Source organism: Mitsuaria sp. PDC51, from assembly GCF_900113225.1.
Classification (GTDB): Bacteria; Pseudomonadota; Gammaproteobacteria; order Burkholderiales; family Burkholderiaceae_C; genus Roseateles.
On record NZ_FOZE01000002.1, the window covers coordinates 347,845 to 366,833 of the forward strand.

Here is an 18,989-nt window from a genome sequence, read left to right on the forward strand (position 1 = left end):
GTCGGGCAGGCAAGCCGCCTACTGTTGCTCCGTCAAGGAGCACCCATGCCTGAATGGCTCAACGCGCGCCCGCTGAGCGCCACCCTCGTCGTGCCGGGCACCGAGCGCACGCGGGAACACCCCGAGCAGCCCGCGGCCCCGAAGCTGCTGGGCGATGCCGACCATCCCCTGCGCTCACGCGCGCAGCGCGAGCCCGATCAGGCCGAGGTGCTGAAGGTGTCAGGACGGGCCATGGCCGATGCGCCGTCGAACATGGACCGGCCAGGCAGCTCGAAGTTGCGTCGTCGCGTGGCCGCTCATTCGCCGGCGGGGCTGATCCCTTCGGCCTTTCCGGCGCCGATGTCCAGCTTTCTCACCGGCGAGAAGCATGGCGTCCCAGTGCCGCTCGGGGCGCATCAGTCGAGTGGTGGCATGCACCCCGTCCACCACAGCCGCGCGGCGGAGGTGGTGCGCGCGCCGGTCGATCCCGGTTTCAGCGAACGGCTGGATGCCGCCAAGAACGCCTTCGATGCCGCAGCGCGCGAGCACCGGGCCGCACCGGGAGGAGACACACACCACACGCTGCGCGCGGCGGCCGCCGATCTCGATGCGGTGCTGTCCTCGGCGCAGCTGCGCAATCTCGGAGCGGCAGCCCGCATGCACACGGCGACGCGAGTACGGCTGGACTTCGCCGTCGGCGAGCTCGATCGCGTCGACCAACAGCTCGGTGCGGCCGGTCCTGGGCACCGACCGGCGCTCGAGGAGGTGAAACGTCAGCGGCCGGCGATGCAGGCGGCGGCCGAAGGCGCGCAGCACATCCAGGAGTATCACGACGCGGCACTGAATGCGGCCGAACATCGCCTGGTGGCGTTGATGCAGGCGCATCCGCCTGGCTTCATGGCCACCGAGCCCACCCCCGCGCTCACCGCCCAGCTGAGGGCGCTGGCGCATCGGTTGCCCAATCAGCCGCTGAAGGAGGCGATGTCGCGGTCGTCGATGGTCGAGGCCACCTCCCGCATGCTGGCGCATGTCACGGGCGGCGACGCCGCGCGCGGTGCCGACGCGCTGCGGGCGTTGATGGACGCGCCCACCTTGAGCTGGATGTCGACCGCCGGGAATGATGGGGCTGCGCAAGCCGAGGCCGACGTGCAGGCGCTGTTCCGCCTGGCGAGCGGCGTGCACCGCGGCACCGAGGTGCTGATGCTCGCCGCGCGCGACCAGGCCACGATCGCGGAGGTGACACCACAGTCGCTCGATGTGCGGGCCTTCTGGCGCGCCGATCTGGCGCAGCGCCAGGAGTCCTCGGAACCCGTGCGAGCCTGGCTCGAAGGCGCCAAGCGCGCGGCCATGGCCAGCGCCGAATCGGGCACGGACGCGGTGATCAGCCAGCGCGACCTGGCGGCGCTGCGCGCGGTGCGCATGGGCTTCGTCTCCAATGCATCGGACTCGCACTACGGCCGCGTCAACAAGCGCTTGACCAAGATGGTCACGCAATGGATCGACCGGGCGCAGGAGCCCGAGGCTGGAATGGCGAGCCGGGTCCAGCAGATGCTCGGCCTGGGCGGCGCGTCCGCGGCGGACCTCGAGCGGGGTACCACGCGCCAGCGACAGGAGCTGGACCCGCCCACCCTGAATCCGCTGGGCAAGAAGACGCCGCTGCGTGCGGGCGTGCTGGAGCGGCTCGACACGGTGGGGGCTTCCGTTGGCGTGCGCACGCCGTCGGTGCAGGTGCGCGAGCACCTGGTCGCCGCCGCCCATGCGCTGGAGCAGGCCGGTGGCCAGCTCATCGACCAGGCCTTCGCACGGCGCGAGGCCCCGTCGCCCGAGATCGCCATCGGCCGCGCGCTCGGTGCCTTCATGCAGGCGCACCCCGATCTGCCTCCGACGCACACGCCGACCAGCGCCGAGATGGCGTCGATCCGGGCGCAGGCTCGCGAGGCCCTGCAGGGCGCGCCGGTGCCCATGCCGCCCGCCGGGTCGCTGCTGGCCATGGCGATGCGCGCGGCCTCCATGCTGCAGGCCGTCTCGGCCCGATCCCCGCAGCCCGCGACGCAGGACGAGGCGCAGGCGGCCGCGTTGGTGGCCCGGGCGAATGAAGGCCTGTCGGCGGCCCATCGCTTGCTGTCTCCGGCGACCGATGCTCGACAGCGCTTCGTCGACGATCTGTGCGCCAAGCTCGACGGCTGGGACCTGCGCACCCGGCTGCGCGCCAGCGACGGTGGCGTCATCGGCGCGGGCTTGCTGTCGAACATGTCGATCTCAACGCCGGCGGCGGGCCATCCGCTGATCACGCCCGTGGCGAGCGCTCAGGTCAAGCGCGAAGCCTTCATCGACATCTTCCATCCCATGCAGGGCCTGCAGATCACCGCCGGCTCGATCCGGCAGGCCGGGGGCGAGTTGGGGCTGAGCGCGGGGCCGACTTTCAAGCTCGCCGAGGACGTGCTGGGCTTGCGCCTCTCCGGCGGCCTGAAGGGCGGCTACAACAGCACGCAGGTCGACGGCGCCATCATGCGCATCCGCCGTGAGCCGGGGCGCCTGCCCGAGATGATCGAGCACCTGAAGAACGTGGTGCGCGACCTCGCCCAATGGGACACGCTGCGGGACGAACGCGGACAGCCCTTCGACGATGCGGTCGCCGCCCTGCTGGCGCGCAATGGGAAGCTGATCATTTCCGACATGACGCAGGACACCTCGAGCAGCGTGCTGGAGCTGTCGGCGTCCGCCGGCCTCAGCGTGGGTGACCCGCGCCCGGGCCGCCGCAATGCCACCATCGGGCCGAATGCCTCGGTGCAGCTGTCGACCGAGCGGCAGCAGCAGCTCTATGCGGACCATTCGGGCAACGTGCGCGTGCTCAATGAACAGGTGTCGATCGCGCATCACAAGTTCCGCGCCACGGCCAGCCTCACGGCCAACGTGGGCGACCCGAACAACTACCCGCGTCCGCCGCATGCCCCGCACGTGGAACCGGCCCATGCATCGGCCCATGCTCCGGCGCCGTCTCCCGCGGCTGCGCCGCCGGAATCCACCGAGATCACCGGCGTGAAAGGGCCGATGCTCCTTTCCGGCACCCGCGAATTCGGCCAGTCCTACGAGAAGGTGTCGGTGACGGTGCTCGACTTCGCCGGCACCATCGATGCGGACCACGACCGCTTCTACAACTCACCGCAGCCCTTGATGGCCGAGGTCGAGCTCAATCGCGAGCAGTGGATCCAGCGCTACCTGGAAACGCTGAGCGGCTGGACCGAGGAACAGAAGCAGACCCAGGGCCGCGACCTCGCCCACCGCGACCTCGACCGTTTCCTCGAGCAGGCCCAGGCGCTGCAGACCAGCAACTTCGCGCACTACAACATCCACGACACGATGATGCCGCAGGCCTCGGGGCACTTCGAGACGCTGTACATGCTCAAGGACGTCGCCAGCGTGACCGGCAATGACGCGATGGCCCAGTCGGTGAAGGCTGACCGCGATCAGCTGCTGAACGAGCCGTCCACGTGGCGGCGTTCGACGATGAACCTCTTCGAGCGCGGCAGGTCTTCGGCCATCGACGGGATCAACGTCGTCATCAAGGCAGGACGCACGCAGGGGGCCGACGCGCAATTGCAGATCGCCGAATACCCGTCGCGCAATCCCGCGCCGCCGCCGGCTTGAGCCGGAGCGAATTCCGCGCTACTGAATCTGCGCCGTGCCGCCGGGACTGGCGGCGGCATCGCGCTTGCGCTGCCGCGCGCGCTTGATGGCCATCACGGCGGCACCCGCGGCAAAGCACAAGCTCCAGAGGATGAAGGTCAGCCCCAGCGACATCGCTGCCTGGCGCACGCCTTGAATGACCGAAAGGCTTGCCCATCTCAGCGCCTGGTCCTCGTGCGCGAAGCCGTACCAGCCTGCGACGCCGCACACCAAGCCGACGAACGCCAGCCCGCCAGCAAGACGCAGCATCGGAGCCGACCGCACATAGAGCCGCTGGTTGAGCTGTTCGTTGCCGATCTTCTCGCCCAGCGCGCTCCGTCTCAGGATTTCGAGCGTGTCGGGCTCAATGACGTGCGCCAGCGTATGACTCAAGATCAGGGCCGACAGCTGCGGCATGTTGGTCATCCCCGGTTCCACCCGGATCACGTGCTCGCTGGCCGTGTGCAGCCGGAACCATCCGCGTGGCTGGGAGGTGTGATCCACCTTGACGATCTGCGTCCAGGCGGCGGATCGCCACCAGCCGAGGATGCCGCGTTGACGCACACCCAGTTCGTTGGCAGTGACCTTGCCGACGAGGTACAGCCAGATGAGCAGCACCGACAGCGCCATCAGCGCGCCCAACACCGGCGCCACCTTGCCGAAAGCCGCGGGCGACGACCGATGCAAGGTCCACAGGATGCCGCCGAAGAACATGCTCCATGCGCCACCGAGGAATCCATAAAGGGGGCTGACGCGGCACGTCAACGTCGTTCCACCTGCTTGCACCGGGGCACGGAGTTCCCGCCGCAACAGCCACGCTTGATGCGCGATGGTCAAAACGGCCGGCACCAGCAGACAGGCGATCAGGAAGAGGAGGAATTTCATGGCTGGCGCGGATCGTATCGCTCGCGGGGGCGATCGAGCGATTGGGTGCCGAGGAATGGGGAAGCCCTGTGGACTCCTGCCGCGATCCTGAGCCAGCTGGAAGCTGACCTTCACGGGATGAGCTCTTGCGCCAGAGCGCAGCAGCATCGCCCAGAACCGCTGGCGACGAGCAGGTGGCCATCATGTGCTGTCAAACGACGGCTTTCTGGGGGAATAGATGAACTGCGGGTCCCGGCCACAAGCGGTCGTACAGAAAGGTCAGCTTTGCGCCTGCTACAAACCGCCCCTTGGTTTGCATGGCGCAAAACGGCGCGTATACGCAGTATTGAGGATGTAGACGTAACGAATCGTCTTTAACGTACCCGTTCGACGTGTCAGTCGAAGGGGCGGGAGATGAACAAGAAGACGCTAGCCGCACTTGCGGCGCTTTCTGTTGCGGGCTGCACAAGCCCCCTGCACTTCAAGCAGACCCCCGAAGGAAGTCAGACGGTCGAAAACCTCGATGAGGCTGGCTCCGTTCACGTTGCCGTGCTGGCGGTGACCCCATGGGATGAAGTCAAAGCGAAGCTCCGCCCGAACTTAAAGATTGACGATAAGGACCTCAGGAACCAAGCGATTCCGGTCACGTTCACGCTGCTGGACAAGTACCTCGACATCCTTCGGTTCCAAGCCTCGCTCGCTCCCACCGTCGTCAAGAACACTGCTTCATCGTCCACCACGACGGAGACTGGCAAGGAGGACGTTACTAAGACCACGACCTCTCAGGAAACTGCACCTGGTCAGGCGCGAAAGACCGATCTGGCTGGTGCGCTGCCGGCCGGATCCGCACCCTCCGTAGCTGCGTCAGGCATCAGTGCCATCAACTCGTCGCTCACAGCACGAGCCATGGCATCTTTCGTTCAAGACGTCCAAGCGCTGAATGCGGAAGTCGACGGAGCAGCGAAGCGGACCGGGTTCACACCCTACCTTTTTCGAGTTCAGGTCAGCGTCATGCCGCGCCGGCGGCACCTCGGATACGACGTCTACTCAAATCTGAGCTTCTTCGGCTACGAGGGCGCATTCGACGCGGCCACTGGGGCCGCGACATCACGGACTCATGTAAATGGCACCCCCTTCGTGGTCCCCTTGCTCTCCAGTGACTCGATAGAAACCGCCCAGCGCTCGCAGAGCATCGAAGCTATCCGAGACGTGGGCGTAGCTCTGGACCTCGTGAAGGGATTCGGTGCGGCAGGCTTCTCCGTGGGCTCCCAGAAGGACAGGCAGCAGGCGCTTCAAGGGTTGGACGTCAACTCCGTCCTCACCCTTGGACGACTTTCTGACAACACGTTGAGGGTCCGCTTTGGTGCGGCGTACGACCCAGGTGGCGGGTTCGCGGTGCATCCACGCACGAATACCATTTCCGTACTCGTCTTCTTCCCTACGAAGGCAACACAGACCCGAGTGGTCTCTCGCTCCGCTTGGACAAACGTGTTAGACGGAACGGTACTTGAGCGTTCGGCCGAGCGCTACCGCGCAAAGCTCCAGCCCATCGTCGACCAATGGAAGCATCTGGGCGTTGATATCCCGCTTCTTGAAAGAATCGACGAGCTCCCGACCGAAGGCAATTACGGCAGCTTCGTGAAACTCATGGACAAGAGCCTCGCCCGCTACTGCGAAGCGAAGACATCTGGAGCTCCATCCCCCGAAGATCGGTCGGCAAACTGCACAGGAAGCGTTCATCGCCTTTCGGCTGATGACAACAAGTACGAGAGGGACCGCAACTACACCTACCTATGGTCCCACCTTCTCTCCGTGCTTCCCGGAAGTCGCTTCAGCACCACCGTAGTTGACCTGCCTCGGCTCGCTCCCATTTGCCCGGTGGGCAAGCAGCTTGCGGCCTACGTCGAAGACGACAAGGGCTTGTCGGTGGCGCTGCGCGGTGGCAACGACCTGGGCGTTGGAACGCTCAAAGCGGTCATGCACTGGGGCTACCTAGGTGCGCTGAAAATCCCTGCCCCGGCAAATCCACAGGCGCAAGCTCACGCCCAGGCCGACAAGAATCAGCAAAAGGCGGTCGAAAGTAAACCAGCAACTAAGCCTGCGGCTTCCGCCAAGCCAGCTGACGCGGAGAAGCTTGCAGTCAAGGGCTACGCCGGCGCTCAAGTGGCTTCGGAAATCACTGTTTCCGATGACCGCAAGTCAGCGACGTTCTCCTTCGCTGCTGACCGGATGGTGCCGGTCAGCTGGTCTGATAACGGGAAGGTCCTAGCACCGGTTGCAATCGAGGTTGCAGGCTGCTACTCGGGGACTGCGGAGGCGTTGCCAACGGAGTTGACAGGAGCAAAGCGGGCATTTGATGACAAGTCTCAGGTCTACGCGCTAAAGGTGTTTGTTCCCAAAAAGGACAAGGCTGATAACAAGGCAAAGCCCACCGTCTCATTGAGCGTCAGCTCGACGGACCTCATCGCCTCCCCCGGCGGCGTTGGGGCCACGCGCGTGACGGTGGACCTCGGCGAGAGCCCGACGACTGGGTTCGCGCTCACCGCTAGCGGCGCCGTCATCCAGCTAGTTGGACCGGCCGCAAGCATCGAGCAGCGGGCCGATGGCTCCTACTTGGTCAAGAAGTCCGGGACCGTTGACATCACGTTCATGAACGTGAGCGAAAACAAATCCATCGACATTGACCTCAAGCCGGTTGATGAGAAGGGCAAGCTCGGTGGCTCTGCGGCCAAGGTCTCGCTTTTGGGACGCAAGAGCAATAAGGGCTAAGTCCGCTCGCGACCGCGTTGACCGCTTAGTAGTGTCACTGCACTGAATACTCAAGGGAGATTCCTATGCCGAGCGTTGAACTCAAGGCCTACTGCAACATCGATGACGCCTTTCTGGTGTGGCGTGCTGGCGAGATCGACGGATGCATAGGCTTCGCTATCGAGCGGCAGTGGCTAGAGACTAAGGTTCCTGGCCGTGCAACGAACACGCCCGAGTACCTGTTGAACCGGGTTGGATTCAAGGTGGATGCGGTAGGCGGCCCCAATCAATGCCAGCCTTCGAACGTTTGGCCGTTCCAGCGTTACAACTGGACTGACCACGAGGTCTCATTTGGCGACAAAGCTCAGTACCGCATCGTCCCGATGGTCGGTAAACCTAGCCAGCTGAAAGCAGCAGAAAACCTTGCCAGTCCATGGGTCGACGTTGATGCCAGCGAGGAGCCAGACCATGGCAAGGTCAGCTGCTTCTTCAACCGTCCTATGGCGGCCTCCCCCTGGATGGCTCGGGTCGCGCAAGAGGAAGGAATACGCACATCAACCGACCTAGTCAATCAGATTGGACAGGAATCCAGCGAGGCGCTGCGTGAGTTCTGCGGTGGCACTCTCATCTATGCCCTGCGCAACCTCTTGGAGTACGCAAAGGAGAACAATGAGGTTCACCTGTATGCCGCGCTCTTTGAACTCAAAGATGAAGAGGTCACCAAGCACTTCTGCCAATTAGGACCGCGCGCTCATATCGTGCTCTCCAACGGCAGTGCCAGTGCCAAGGAAGCCGATCCGAACAAAGAAGCACGCACGGCGGTCCACGCGGCGGGCTGCAACGTCGTGGACCGCATGACCGCAAGTGCTGACGATCGCGGCAACCTCGGCCACAACAAGTTCATCCTCGTCGAGGAGGCAGGGGTGCCTGTGCGAGTTTGGACCGGCTCGACAAACTTGACGCCAACGGGCCTTTTTACTCAGGTTAACAATGCCGTACTGATTGAAAGCACGGACCTCGCAACCCAGTACCTGGCACAGTGGAAACGCCTTCACGATGCGGGTAGCGAAGTCCCTTCCAGCCTCAAGAAGACGAATGCTGCGCCAGACAAGGGCATCGCCGCGCCAGTGCAAGCTCAACCCTGGTTTACCCCAACCATCAAGCAAAACGACCTCAAGCGTCTTCAAGAGCTTGTCGAAGGTGCCAAAGAGGGCATCCTGTTCCTGTCCTTCATGCCAGGCCCTTCAGGCCCCGTGTTTGACGTCCTGGAGGAACGCGCCGCCGGTAGGTACGTAAGAGGGGTTGTCAATCAGTGGGTGGGCGGCACGAAGAGCAAGCTGCTGGGCATCCTTGTCGGAGGGAGCAAGTCCGACCCCATGAATCTCGACGCCTTTGAGCCCAACGGCATCAAAGAGCAGTTCGCCTTCTGGGCCGACGAGTTCATGCAGGGCGGCAAGATTTCCGTGCTCATCCATAGCAAGGTGATGTGCATCGACCCTCTTGGGGACCATCCAGTTGTCGTCACAGGGTCACACAACTTCTCAACTGCTGCGTCCGAGAGCAACGACGAGAACTTCCTGATCATCGAGGGCGACAGGCAGCTTGCCGAGGCGTACGCAGCTCACATCATCTCCGTCTACAACCATTACCGCTGGCGCCAGTACGTCGGCTTGAAACACGCCGCAGGCGAAACGCCCTGGAGCTTCCTGGAGGACAAGCCCTCCTGGCAAAAGGACCGTCTGAAATCTCCAAGGCAAATCGAGGAGTGGAAGTTCTGGATGTAGCGGTCACTCAGGGCTGGTCGAGACAGTTGTCTCGGCGGCGGGCATCGGTTGCGCTGATGTGTCGTTGGATGAGGTCACAGCGCTCAGTCAAGGCTGATGCGCCACCGACCGGTTTGGGGCGGTCAATCCGACCAAGCCGAAGACCGCAATGGGTCGATAGCGGTCAGCCGGCGGCCGCTGTGTGGAGTACCGCAATCAGCCTTCTGCCGTAGCTCACGGTCGCGAACTGAGCGGCAGCATCGGATTGCGAGCGCCATTTCGCCGAGAGAAGCAGCAGTCACTCATAGCCAGCGCTAAGCCGAAATCACCAGTCCGACTTCACATCGCTCCGTCACCGCCCCCTCCCCTTCCCATTCCCGCCAGTGCTTGAGCCTCAGCGTCGTCGCGCCCGGTACCGCGGCCTTGATCGACCATTGCGACTCGCCGCCGCTGCCGACCGTCTCTGCCGAATGGACGTGGCGTTTCTCGCTGATCTCCACCAGACGAGGATCGGCATCGAGGGTCCAGCCGTATCCGGTGCTCGGGTTCTCAGGCAGGCGCAGCAGTACCGAATGACCGACTCGCAGGTCAATCGTCTTGCCGTTGTCGGCCACGCTCAGCACTGGAACCATCCTGGCGCCTTTCCGATGTCAACGCCGGTCGGCGAATCGGCGCGACGACAACGGCCTCCGCGCCTGGATGGAGCCAGGCGCGGAGGCCGTCACGGGACCCGCTTTTGGAGCCATGCGCTCCGGACGCTCAGCTCGCCCAGCCGAACTGCCAGTAGTACTTCTTGAAGGTGCCCGCGGGAATCGCGAAGACACCGCCGGCATTCAAGGGCACCGAGCGCCAGAAGCTCGTGTCATACGCCGACCAGTTGCCCGGGAGGCTGTTGATGACCGGGCTGTTGTGTCCCCACGGATTGCGAAGCACGATGTACTTCGTGTTGTTGACGTAGGCCCAGCCCAGGATCGTGTAGGCGTGATAACCGACGATGCCCGTGCCGCTGTATTCCACCGGCGATGGCGTCTGGCAGAAGGTCCATGCAGTCATCGGATTGAAGGTGCGATACGACAGGCAGTTGGACCGCACCGCCGTCCAGATGTCGTCCTCGCTGAGCGCCGAGCAGGTCTTGGTGACGCCCGTCAGATTGGTCAACTCCGTCGTCGCCTGCACCGGCCAGCCGCCGGCAATCGGCCCGTAGTTCGGCTCGTCGGTCGCGTCATTGGTCTTCCACTTCGCGAAGGCCTTCTCGTAGACCGCCGGCCAGATCTCGCCGGCTTCGGAAGAGCGCGCATAGATCCAGGCATTCGTGCTCGTCACGAGTGGCACGCGCTCCGACACCTCCATCGTCTTCAGGCCGCCGGAATAGAAGTCGATGCGATCGACGAAGCTCGCCGCCGCGGCGCCGGTGGCGCGCGAGCGCTGCATGATCACGTAGGGACGCGACCACGCCACCGCCGACAGCGCGGCGATGAAGTAGCAGTCGCCCAGCGCGCCCTGGACCGGGTCGAAGTACTCGGCAGCCTCTTCGAAGAAGTCGCCGGGATCGGCCCAGACCGCCCCTGGCGGCGTGTATCCGGGCGCCGTGACGCCCTTGGCCGCAGTGGCCGACGGCGCGCTGCCCTTGTCCCCGCCGGCCAGTGCGCCGACGACACGTTGCAGGGCGTCCGGAGACAGCTTCGACAGCACCGCCTCCATCGGGCTGCCCTTGGCCATCGACCCCAGGGCCTTGGCCCGTTGGTCGGGCTTCATCTCCTGGATGCCGGCGAGCGATCCCTGAGAGTCGGCCAGGCCGCTCACGAGGAGGTTGCCGGGGACCGGCTTGGACAGCTCCTCGACCGACGCACCGAGCGTTTTCTTCACGAAGGCATCTCGATCCGTGACCGCACTCCAGCGCACGTTCCTGCCCAACGCGAGTTCAGCAACCGCGTAGGGATTCGCCAGGCCAACTTTCGGCTCATTCATTGAAGTCTCCCTGTTCATTGACGCACCAGAAGCAGCGTCGAAAGCGGCGGACGTCGTGACCGGAGGATCCGGCCACGACTCGCCACTCGACTGCCAATCTAGGCGTCACCGGGAGGCCCCTCAACTTGACATCTAGGGGGCGGCGCCGCGCTCAGGGGCGCGCCATCCTCAACCTTGCTGATGCGAGGTCGGACAGACGGCACCGAGGGAGATCACACTGGCTCGTCGCCGATCGGGCGCACCTCGATCGTCAACGGGCGGCAGCGCTCGCGGCGGACGCCGATGCCGCCGATGCGGCCGCCGCTGCCGGCGTTGCCGGCGCGGATTCGCAAAGGGGTCGCGCGCCCGCAGGCGGTGTGGAGCTGATGTGGTAGTCCATCTCGCCTTCCGCGCGTGCACGCACCATCTCGGCGACCACCGCCTCGCGGGTCAGCGGCGCGCCGGAGCGGATCTCCGCGCTGACGTTGCGGCAGTTCTTGGCGACCTTGGAAGGCGCCGGCTCCGTCTTGGGTTGAGACATCGCCAGCAGGGGCGCAAGCGAGAGCAGCACGGCGGCTGAAGCAGTGACCAGGCGCATGGGAACCTCCTCATCAAGGAACGAAAAGACCGGACGCGCACGGCGTCCGGGGCATCAGGACAGTCCGAAGTTCTTCCGCAGTCCCGCATCGACGGGACCCGCCGGCATGAAGCGGCGCAGCCGTTTCAGCAGCGTGGCCTCGCCCTTGGGCGTGGTCCGCATCCGCCACGGACCGAGCGCCGCGTCGACGATGGTCCGCGCCACGCCCTCGGGCTCCGGCGCCTTCTTGACGTTCTTCTCCATCGCGGCGACCACGGTCCGACGCTCCGCGTCATAGGCGGCAATGGGCGAGGCCGCCTGCGGCGCATTCAGGTCCAGATTGGTCCGCGTGAACGACGGCTCGACCAGCGCGACGCGGATGCCGAAGGCCCGCAGTTCGTGGTCGAGCGTCTCCGACAGGCCCTCGACCGCGTGCTTCGACGCCGAGTACACGCCCATGTACGGCGCCGGCAGGAAGCCCAGCACGGAGCTGACATTCACGATCCTGCCCGCGCGGCGCTTGCGCATCGACGGCAGCACCGCCTGCGTGGTGCGAAGCACGCCGAACAGGTTGGTGTCGAAGAGCGTCTTCGCTTCTTCCACCGACGTCTCCTCGGTCGCACCGAGCAGCGTCACGCCCGCGCTGTTGACCAGCACGTCGATGCGCCCGGTCTGGTTCAGGACCGCCAGGATCCCCTCCTCCACCGACGCGCTGTCGCGGATGTCCATTTCCACCAGGGTGACGCCCGCGATGGGCGAGGCCTTGGCGACATTGCGCACGGTGCCGAACACCTTGCAGCCGCGCTTGGCGAAGAGCTCAGCGCTTGCTCGACCAATGCCGGACGACACGCCGGTGATCACGACAACTTGGGAATCAGACATGGGCATCCTTTGCAGCGGGAAAGAGAGGAGAGGTGGACTCGACCGTGGCATCGCCCGGCTTGAGCTTGAACCAGATGGCGTACATGGCGGGCAGGAAGACCAGCGTCATCGCGGTGCCCGCCAGGGTCCCGCCGATCAGCGTGTAGGCCAGCGTTCCCCAGAACACCGAATGGGTCAGCGGAATGAAGGCCAGGATGGCGGCCAGCGCGGTCAGGATCACCGGGCGGGCGCGCTGCACCGTGGCCTCGACCACCGCGTGGAAGGGCGTCAGGCCGGCCTGCTCGTTGTGATGGATCTGCCCGATCAGGATCAGCGTGTTGCGCATCAGGATGCCCGACAGCGCGATCAGCCCCACCAGCGCATTGATGCCAAATGGCTTCTGGAACAGCAGCAGCGTGGGTACGACGCCGATCAAGCCCAGCGGACTCGTGAGGAAGACCATCACCATCGCGGACAGCGAGCGCACCTGCAGCACGATGATGAGCAGCGTGAGCGCCACCATGATCGGGAACAGCGGCAGCATCGCCGTCGTCGCCTTGCCCGACTCCTCGATCGAGCCGGCCTGCTCGATGCGATAACCGCTGGGCAGCTTCGCGATCAGCGGCTGCAGCTGATGCGAAATGGCTGTCGACACGTCCGGTGGCTGCAAGCCTTCAGCGATGTCGCCCCGCACCGTGATAGTCGGCACGCGGTCGCGCCGGCGCATGACGGCCTCTTCGGGACGGACCTCGATCTCGCCCAGCTGCGACAGCGGGATGCGCTGCCCGTTGGCGCCGGTCAGCGTGAAGTCGCCGAGCTTGGCCGGGTCGAGCCGGAAATCGCCAGCGGCGCGAGCGATGACCTGCACGCTGCGGATGTCCTGCCGCACCACCGTGACCGGCACGCCGTTGAGCAAGAACTGCAGTTGCTGCGCCACCGCGCTGGAGCTGAGGCCGACGGCCTGCAGGCGGTCCTGCTGCAAGCTGAAATGCAGCGCCGGGACGCGCGAGTTCCAGTCCGTATTCACCGTGCGCATCAGCGGACTGGCATTCATCACCTGCTTCACTTCGGCGGCGATCCCGCGCAGCACCTCGGGGTCGGGACCGCTGACGCGGTAGGCCACCGGATACGGCGAGTAGGGGCCGAAGACGAGTTGCGTCACGCGCAGTTGGGCCTCGGGCGCGAGGCCGTCGGCGATGGCCCGGCGCAGGCGCAGCTTCAGGGCCTCGCGCTCGTCCTGGCTGTCCGTCCGGATGACGATCTTCGCGAACGAGGGATCGGGGAGCTCCGCGCCCATCGAGAAGTAGAAGCGCGGCGCGCCCTGGCCGATGTAGGACGTGACGATCTTGGCCTCGCCTTGCTTGGCCAGCCAGGCTTCGACCTTCGCGGCGGCGCCGCTGGTCTGGGCGATCGACGAGCCATAAGGCATCTGCACCTCGACCAGGACCTCCGGGCGATCCGAGACCGGGAAGAACTGCTTCTTCACCGCGCCCATGCCCAGCACCGAGAGGACGAAGAGACCGACGACCGATCCGGCGACCAGCCATTTGCGCGCGATGACCCAGCCCAGCATGCGGCGGAAGCGCTGGTAGTTCGGCGTGCCGTAGAGCGCGTCATGCCCGCCCTCGACGCGCTTGAGCTCCGGCAGCATCTTCACGCCGAGGTAAGGCGTGAAGACCACCGCCACCACCCACGACGCGATCAGCGCGATGCCGACGATCCAGAACATGTTGCCGGTGTATTCGCCGGCCGAGGACCGGGCGAAGCCGTTGGGCATGAAGCCCACGGCGGTGACCAGCGTGCCCGAGAGCATGGGCGCCGCGGTGTGGCTCCAGGCATAGGCGGAGGCCGCGACGCGGCTGTAGCCCTCTTCCATCTTCACCACCATGGTCTCGATGGCGATGATGGCGTCGTCCACCAGCAGGCCCAGCGCCAGGATCAGCGAGCCCAGCGTGATGCGGTCGAAGTTCTTGCCGGTGGCCAGCATCACGACGAAGACCACCGCCAGCGTCAGCGGCACCGCCGCGGCGACCACCAGGCCCACCCGCCAGCCCATGCTGACGAAGCACACCAGCATCACCACCATCAGCGCGGCGAAGAACTTGACCATGAACTCGTCGACCGAGGCGTCGATGTTGACGGCCTGGTCGGTCACCTTGGTCAGGGCCTGGCCCAGGGGCAGGCCGGCGTTGATCGCGCCGACCTCCTGGTCCAGCGCCTTGCCCAGGTCCAGCCCGTTCCATCCCTCGCGCATGACGACGCCCAGCAGCAGCGCGGGCTCGCCGCCGTTGCGGATCAGGAAGGTCGCGGGGTCCTCGTAGCTGCGCTTGACCGTGGCGATGTCGGACAGCTTCAGCGTGCGCCCCTGCGCCACCAGCGGCGTGTCGCGGATCTTCTGCAGCTCGTCGAAGGCGCCGTCCAGGCGGATGGACACCTGCGGCCCGCGCGTCTCCACCGAGCCGGACGGCGTCAGCGCGTTCTGGTTGTTGAGCGCGGCGAAGACCTCCTGCGGCGAGAGGCCCAGGGTCGCGAGGCGCTCCTGCGAGAACTGCACCTCGATGCGTTCGGACTGCTCGCCGACGATGTTGACCTTCTTGACGCCCGGCACGTGCAGCAGCCGCTGGCGCAGCGTCTCGGCGTCGCGCACCAGCAGGCGCGGCTCCTCGCCCTTGGCCTTGAGCGCGTACAGCGCGAAGGTGACGTCCGAATACTCGTCGTTGATGAAGGGGCCCATCACGCCGGGCGGCAGGTTGCGCGCCTCGTCGCCGATCTTCTTGCGGGCCTGGTAGAACTCCTCCTGCACCGCGGAGGGCGGCGTGCTGTCCTGCAGCGTGAGCGTCGTGAAGGCCAGTCCCGGGCGGGTGTAGGTCTCGCTGCGGTCGTACCAGCGCAACTCCTGCAGACGCTTCTCGATCTTCTCGGTCACCTGGTCCTGCATCTCCTGCGCGGTCGCGCCGGGCCAGGCCGTGATGATGGTCATCACCTTGATGGTGAAGGAGGGATCCTCGGCGCGCCCCAGCTTGAAGAACGAGACCACGCCCGCCAGCGAGATCAACAGGATCAGGAACAGCGTGATGGCCCGTTCGCGCACGGCGAGGGCCGACAGGTTGAATCGGCCTTCGCTCACGGACGGGCTCCCGCTGTGGACGCCACCGCCGCGCCGGAGCCGACGCGGACCTGCTCGCCCTCGCGCAGCAGATGCGCGCCGAGCGTGACGATCCGGTCACCCTGCTTGATCTGGCCGCCGATGTGCGCGCCTTCCTCGTCCAGGCGCTGGACCGCGACCGGCCGCCAGGACACCTTGGCCGGCTCCCCCTGCACGACCCACACGCCCGGCCCCTTGCCGGCGTCGAACAGCGCGCCCAGCGGCACGTAGGCGCCGGCGGCCGGCGACGCCGGCCCTTCCGGGATCTGCACGGTGACCGTGGCGCCGAGCGGCGCGCTGGCGAGCTCGCCCTCCAGCACGTAGCGGGCCTCGAAGGTGCGGGTCAGCCGATCCGCCGCGTTCGAGAGCTGCCGCAGCTTGGCGGGCGATGCGTCGCCGCCGCGGCCGAAAAGCGTCGCCTGGGCGCTGGAGCCCAGGGCCGGGCGCAGCGTTTCGGGCAACTGCACGATCGCCTCGCGCCGTCCCGCGTGTGCCAGGCGCAGCACGGGCTGTCCCGCCGCGACGACCTGGCCCGGTTCCGCCAGCGTCTCCATGACGACGCCGTCGCCATCGGCCAGCAGCACCGCATAGCGGCTGGCGTTGCGGGCGACATCGGCCTGGGCCTCGGCCGCGCTGAGCTGGGCCTGCGCGGCGTCGGCCGCCGCCTTGACCTGGTCATACGCGGACACGGAGATGGCGCCGGTGCCGCGCAGATCGCGATAGCGCGCCTCGTCCTCGGAGGCCTGCCGGGCCCGCGCCCGCGCCGCCGCCACCGCCTCCTGCTGCGCATGGGCGGCCAGCTTCAGGTCCTCGGGATCGATGCGCATCAGCGCCTGGCCGCGCTTGACGGTCTGCCCGGCGTCCACCAGCCGCTCCAGCACCTTGCCGGGAACGCGGAAACCCAGATCGCTCTGGACCCGGGCGCCGATGGTGCCGGTGAACGACCGGGTCGCGGGCGCCGCGGTCTGCACCGTGGCCACGCGCACCAGCGGCGCCTCGGTCCGGGGATCTGCGACGGGCTTCTCGCCACAGGCCGCGAGCAGGACCGGCAGGCTGAGAAGAAGCGTGGAAACGGGAAGGCGGCGCCGGCGCATGAAAGCCCCAATGACGAGTGATCAGGCTTTCATTCTGGAACTAGTGACCAATTTAGTCAACGGTCACTCGAAGAAAAAACGCAGGCTCAGGGTGACAGGCTTCTCAGAACGAGGCTCGAGAGATGCGCCGGCGCTTCCTCCGCCAGATGCAGGCTGTGCTGGAGCATGAGCGGGTTGAAGCAGGGACGCAGGGCCAGGTAGATGGCCATGACCGTCTCGTCGAGCGGGGTCTTGCGCTCGAAGTCGCCGCTGGCGCGGCCTTCCTGGAGCACGTCGCGGAGCAGCTGCTGCACGCGCTGGTCATAGGCGGCGACCACGGCCCATTGCTCCGTGGCGGCCGAGGCGGCGATCTCATAGAGCTTGCGGTCCTGGAAGAGCAGCCGCAGGCTGGCCTCGGTGAAGGCCTTGAACAGGCGGCGGATCTTGTCTGGCGGCGATGCCGCGTCCGCCAGCGAGGCTGCGACCGAGGCCTCGATCTCCGCGATGCACTGGGCGCAGATCATTTCGCCGATGGCCTGCTTGGACTCGAAGAACTTGTAGATGTAGGCCTTGGAGAAGCCGATGGCCTTGGCGAGGTCGGACACCGTCGTCTTCTCGTAGCCATAGCGGCTGAAGTGCTCGGTGGCCGCGGCGACGACCTGGTCGCGGACCTCGTGGTCGACGGGGCCGCGCGAGGGGGTTGGGGAACTGCTAGTCGGTTTCATCACGGAAAGCTTACGCGAGCCGACCCGAATGGACAACGAGTGACCATTTGGTAATATAGTCACTCGAAACATTCAGATCACATCCAGCTCTTGAGAGGTCCCCCATGTCGCGCAGCCTCGCCGCCGCATCCCTTGTTGCATCGCTGATGGCGGCCGGCCTGGCCGGATGTGCCGTCGGTCCCGATTACGTCCAGCCCCGGCCCGTCCTGCCGGAGCGCTTCCATGGGCAATCCCAGCTGGACCAGCGACAGGCGGCGGCGGACGCCGACCTGGTGCGCTGGTGGGAAGGCTTCGGCGACCCGCAGCTGACGCGGGTCGTCACGCTGGCGCTGGCGCAGAACCTGGACCTCGCCCGCGCGGCAGCGCGTGTCACCCAGGCGCAAGCGGGCGTGGGCGCCGCCAACGCCGCACTGCTGCCCATCGGCAGCGTCAGCGGTCAGGCGGCGCGCGCCTACCAGTCCGTCGAAACCCCGCTCGGGCGCATCCTCGATTCGCGACCGGGATTCGATCGCCACGGCAGCGCTTACGAGCTGAATGGCAACGCGAGCTGGGAACTGGACATCTTCGGCGGCCTGCGCCGTGAGCGGGAAGCCGCGATCGCGGAATACCAGGCTTCGCAGGCCGGCGCCGTCGCGGCGCGGCTGGCCGTGGCCGCCCAGACGGCCGATCTCTACATCGCCCTGCGCGGACTGCAGGCGCGCCTGGCGATCGCCCGGGACCAGGTCCGCACGCGCGAGGACCTGCTGTCCACCGTCCGTCTGCTGAATGGGAAGGGATTGGCGGCCGACTTGCAGGTCAGCCAGGCCGAAGGCGCACTGGCGCAGGCGCAGGCCACCATTCCTGAACTCGAGCAGGGCTTGGACGCGGCCAGGAACGCGCTGGACGTGATGCTCGGGAGCCCGGCGGGCACCGATGCGGCCAGGCTCGCGGACGCGGAGGTGCCCATCGCGCCGGGCATCGCCGGCATCGGCGCCCCGGCCGACCTGCTTCAGCGGCGCCCCGACCTGATCGTCGCCGAGCGGCATCTGGCCGCCTCGAACGCGCGCATCGGCGCGGCCATGGCCGAGTACTACCCCAAGCTCTCGCTGAGCGGCCTGATCGGCAATGCGACGTCGGTGTCGGCGGGCCAGCTCTTCAGCGGCGGCGCGAGCCAGGCGGCCGGCGTCGTCGGCCTGCGCTGGCGGCTGTTCGACTTCGGCCGCATCGACGCGCAGATCCGTCTGGCGCGGGGCCAGGAGGCCGAGATGCTCGCCGCGTACCGCCTGGCCGTGCTGCAGGCGGGCGAGGACGTCGAGAACGCCCTCACCGCCCTGGTGAAGCGCGAAGCGCAGGCGGCGGTGCTCGCCCAGGGCGTGGATGCCCTTCGGCGCGCTCGCGGGGCCTCCTTCGCCGCCTATCAGAAGGGCGTCGTCAGCCTCATTGAAGTGCTGCAGGCCGACGAGAACCTGCTCCGCGCCTCCGATGCGCAGGTCCAGGCACGCACCGGCTCGGCGCGCGCCGCCGTCGGCGCCTTCAAGGCGCTCGGTGGCGGGTGGAGTCCGGACGCGGAGACGATCCCCCGCGACCAGCAAAGCGCTTCGATGTGGAAGCCCAGCCGCGAATGAAGGCGTGACATCGGCATCGGGCGGCCGAGCCGCCCGG

The 18,989-nt window shown here is 66.5% G+C and carries 12 protein-coding genes; 4 read left to right on the forward strand and 8 right to left on the reverse strand.

Annotated features, from left to right (window positions below; genetic code table 11):
• Positions 1 to 45: 45 nt before the first annotated feature.
• A complete protein-coding gene (locus tag BM393_RS12955) occupies positions 46 to 3,627 on the forward strand; it encodes a hypothetical protein (protein WP_091726368.1) in 3,582 nt (1,193 codons plus the stop codon).
• Positions 3,628 to 3,645: 18 nt separating this feature from the next.
• On the opposite strand, the gene BM393_RS12960 is transcribed toward BM393_RS12955, so the two are convergent.
• A complete protein-coding gene (locus tag BM393_RS12960; RefSeq protein WP_141225327.1) occupies positions 3,646 to 4,530 on the reverse strand; it encodes a hypothetical protein in 885 nt (294 codons plus the stop codon).
• Positions 4,531 to 4,923: 393 nt separating this feature from the next.
• On the opposite strand from BM393_RS12960, the gene BM393_RS25275 reads away from it, so the two are divergent.
• Together BM393_RS25275 and BM393_RS12970 are read left to right on the forward strand one after the other, a co-directional pair.
• Positions 4,924 to 7,278: a hypothetical protein gene (locus BM393_RS25275; RefSeq protein ID WP_141225328.1), complete on the forward strand. Its 2,355-nt coding sequence runs from the start codon at positions 4,924 to 4,926 to the stop codon at positions 7,276 to 7,278.
• Positions 7,279 to 7,343: 65 nt separating this feature from the next.
• On the forward strand, positions 7,344 to 9,041 hold the full coding sequence (locus BM393_RS12970; protein ID WP_091726382.1) for a phospholipase D-like domain-containing protein: 1,698 nt from the start codon (positions 7,344 to 7,346) through the stop codon (positions 9,039 to 9,041).
• Positions 9,042 to 9,334: 293 nt separating this feature from the next.
• Here BM393_RS12970 and BM393_RS12975 read toward each other — a convergent pair whose 3' ends face one another.
• The 7 genes from BM393_RS12975 to BM393_RS13005 all read right to left on the reverse strand — a co-directional run bounded on the left by BM393_RS12975 (position 9,335) and on the right by BM393_RS13005 (position 17,348).
• Positions 9,335 to 9,643, reverse strand: a complete 309-nt coding sequence (locus BM393_RS12975; protein ID WP_175538327.1) for a protease inhibitor I42 family protein — start codon at positions 9,641 to 9,643, stop codon at positions 9,335 to 9,337.
• Between the two features lie 136 nt (positions 9,644 to 9,779).
• The gene (locus BM393_RS12980; RefSeq protein ID WP_186830319.1) at positions 9,780 to 10,988 is read right to left on the reverse strand and encodes a C2 family cysteine protease; all 1,209 of its coding nucleotides are present in this window, start codon (positions 10,986 to 10,988) and stop codon (positions 9,780 to 9,782) included.
• A 250-nt stretch (positions 10,989 to 11,238) separates the two neighbouring features.
• Positions 11,239 to 11,565, reverse strand: coding sequence for a DUF4148 domain-containing protein (locus BM393_RS25740; RefSeq protein ID WP_091726393.1), 327 nt, complete (start codon positions 11,563 to 11,565; stop codon positions 11,239 to 11,241).
• A gap of 54 nt (positions 11,566 to 11,619) precedes the next feature.
• Positions 11,620 to 12,426 carry an oxidoreductase gene (locus BM393_RS12990; protein ID WP_091726396.1) on the reverse strand — a complete coding sequence of 269 codons (807 nt, stop codon included), beginning with the start codon at positions 12,424 to 12,426 and terminating at the stop codon, positions 11,620 to 11,622.
• Positions 12,419 to 15,532 (reverse strand): efflux RND transporter permease subunit, encoded by a 3,114-nt coding sequence (locus BM393_RS12995; protein WP_091726401.1) that lies wholly within the window; start codon positions 15,530 to 15,532, stop codon positions 12,419 to 12,421. Before BM393_RS12995 ends, BM393_RS12990 begins: the two co-directional genes overlap by 8 nt.
• On the reverse strand, positions 15,529 to 16,644 hold the full coding sequence (locus tag BM393_RS13000) for an efflux RND transporter periplasmic adaptor subunit (RefSeq protein WP_091726406.1): 1,116 nt from the start codon (positions 16,642 to 16,644) through the stop codon (positions 15,529 to 15,531). The genes BM393_RS12995 and BM393_RS13000 overlap by 4 nt, the downstream gene beginning before the upstream one ends.
• An 86-nt stretch (positions 16,645 to 16,730) precedes the next feature.
• A complete protein-coding gene (locus tag BM393_RS13005) occupies positions 16,731 to 17,348 on the reverse strand; it encodes a TetR/AcrR family transcriptional regulator (RefSeq protein ID WP_091726409.1) in 618 nt (205 codons plus the stop codon).
• 104 nt (positions 17,349 to 17,452) lie between these two features.
• On the opposite strand from BM393_RS13005, the gene BM393_RS13010 reads away from it, so the two are divergent.
• Complete coding sequence (locus tag BM393_RS13010; protein WP_091726412.1) at positions 17,453 to 18,952, forward strand: efflux transporter outer membrane subunit; 1,500 nt, start codon at positions 17,453 to 17,455, stop codon at positions 18,950 to 18,952.
• Positions 18,953 to 18,989 lie beyond the last annotated feature (37 nt).